The following is a 2,197-nucleotide window of genomic DNA, read 5'->3' as shown; positions in this document are numbered from 1 at the left end:
TGGGAGCGTGGAGCGAATGAAAATAGCAACGGCCTTCTGAGGCAATATGTGCCCAAAGGTACTGATTTAAGAAGTGTTACAGAGGAGAGAATAGACTTCGCGATGAGACGAATAAACAATCGTTCAAGGAAGTGTTTAGGGTTCAAGCAACCAGCCGTAATTTTTAAAAACATGTGCTTAGTTGCTTGAAGTGAAAAGTGTCGCACTTCGGACTTGAATTCAGGGGTATTTAACTGGCAGTTGATGAGCTGATTTGGGAATGTTTTTGCAAGTGGCTCAATTATTACTAATGAATAAAAATTAATTAAATACCAAACAAAGTAAACTATTCGCCATTTAGCGTAAATTAAGTTGACAGATCTTTAACCGAATGCTAATAAAGATAAATGATTGGCAAGTGTTTTTTTATAACAACGAATTAAAATTATAGGGATTACAAAGTGGAACGACCAGGATGGTTAAATTGGAAAGGTTTTGAACTTCTTGAGAGCAAAGATTGGATTCTTAATATTACAGATGATCGATATGGTTTTGATTCATTGAAATTTAATAAGAAACATATTGATAATGTTTTAAAAACTCGTGGGTTTATATTAATTAAGGGGCTTCCTGTACATCATCTTTCCTTAAATCAATGTCAGAATGAATTGTTGAAAATCGGTTTTTTATTCGGGGTCCCTGTATCGCAAAGTAAGAAGTTTGATTTTATTGGACACGTTACAGATAAACAAAGTGATATTTCGCAGCCAACTCAACGGGGTTATGAAAGCCGTGCAGCGTTACCGTTTCATTCTGATCGTTGTGACTTATTGTCTTTGTTGTGCATTCATCCTGCAAATCAAGGTGGGGAGACTCGTTTAGTCAGTGCAGTTACCGCCTTCAATCAATTACAACGTCATCACCCAGAACTGGCCACTACCCTCACCCAACCGTTTCCGTTTGATAAGCGGGATGAGGCAGAAGATGGCGAACGAGGGTGGACGATGTTGACACCGTTTTCATACGCAAATGACAGCTTCATTTCGCGCTACGTTCGACGATTTATTGAAGGCTCTCAACGCTTTCCCGATGCACCACGTCTAACGGAGGAACAAATCAACGCAATGAACGTGTTTGACAGTTACCTCGAAAAAAGAGGTCATTCATTAGACCTTGCTCTTGAGAGGGGCGATTTGCTATTGATCGACAACCATCGCCTCTTACACGCACGCTCTGAATTTACCGACCAACTAATTACCCCCGCAGATAAAAGGTTACTGCTTCGCTTATGGCTGGCTTATGATAGTAGTCCTACACTACCAAAAAACTACCAAGAAACATACGGGCGAGTAGATGAAGGGACCTATCGAGGTGGGGTCTGGCCGAGCTCTTTCCCACTTTCAAGCGTACCTGCCGATATGGCTAATGCGAGAACAATGATGGAAGAACAACTTCGGGGCGATCTACTTGAGGAAAAGGAGGCTCCGTAATGGAGAATTTGAACCTCACCTTTGTCAAGGAAACTTCAAGCAGGTTGTAGTGGCATAGTTAGTGGCCAATATTACTTGACCACTACACAGTGTCTCTTAGTTTCACTTAAGTAATATCACCTAATTTATTAAGCACTAGGAGAAAGCCACGTTCAAAAACCATTTCTATATATCTCGCCTACAAAGTCTGTAAAAAGGCCTCTAAAGCGCTTAATTCAAATTCACTAGAAACATCAATATATCCTAATATTTCTGACCTAGATGAAACTAATTTTCCGTAGGTAAGCAGCTCTTTTTTAGAAGACCAGCCTTTATCCATAAAAAAAGGAATTGGGTTTATATGAAATAAAATTACTTCTTCTAATGTTTCAAAAACTCCGTTATGACCATAAGGTGCAGTATGAGAAACACCTATAAGTGGAGGAGTTCTAAATAAATAGCGGTCTTTAAGTTCATAAGTTACGCCTGCACGTCCTATATCCTGACGTTGGATATGTGTACCGAACTCACCTTGTGGAGTGCCAATCGAATGAAATTTAAAGTCAGTAAAAAACTTACCATTATGACATCCAGCACATCGTCCTTTACCAAAAAAAGTAATTGCACCTGAATTCAAGTCCGAAGTGCGACACTTTTCACTTCAAGCAACTAAGCACATGTTTTTAAAAATTACGGCTGGTTGCTTGAACCCTAAACACTTCCTTGGACGATTGTTTATTCGTCTCATC

General features: G+C 39.6%; 3 protein-coding genes. 2 read left to right on the top strand and 1 reads right to left on the bottom strand.

Annotated elements, in window-relative coordinates; all coding sequences use genetic code 11:
- Positions 1 to 189 (top strand): transposase (locus ACMUMJ_RS16800; protein ID WP_414679999.1); only part of this gene is annotated, 189 nt, incomplete at its 5' end.
- Between the two features lie 251 nt (positions 190 to 440).
- Positions 441 to 1,469, top strand: a complete 1,029-nt coding sequence (locus ACMUMJ_RS16795; RefSeq protein WP_414679998.1) for a TauD/TfdA family dioxygenase — start codon at positions 441 to 443, stop codon at positions 1,467 to 1,469.
- A gap of 178 nt (positions 1,470 to 1,647) precedes the next feature.
- On the opposite strand, the gene ACMUMJ_RS16790 is transcribed toward ACMUMJ_RS16795, so the two are convergent.
- Complete coding sequence (locus ACMUMJ_RS16790) at positions 1,648 to 2,085, bottom strand: hypothetical protein (RefSeq protein WP_414679997.1); 438 nt, start codon at positions 2,083 to 2,085, stop codon at positions 1,648 to 1,650.
- Positions 2,086 to 2,197: the final 112 nt, after the last annotated feature.

Origin of the sequence: Marinomonas phycocola (assembly GCF_047525455.1) — a bacterium.
Classification (GTDB): Bacteria; Pseudomonadota; Gammaproteobacteria; order Pseudomonadales; family Marinomonadaceae; genus Marinomonas.
This window is presented reverse-complemented; position numbering and strand designations above follow the sequence as displayed.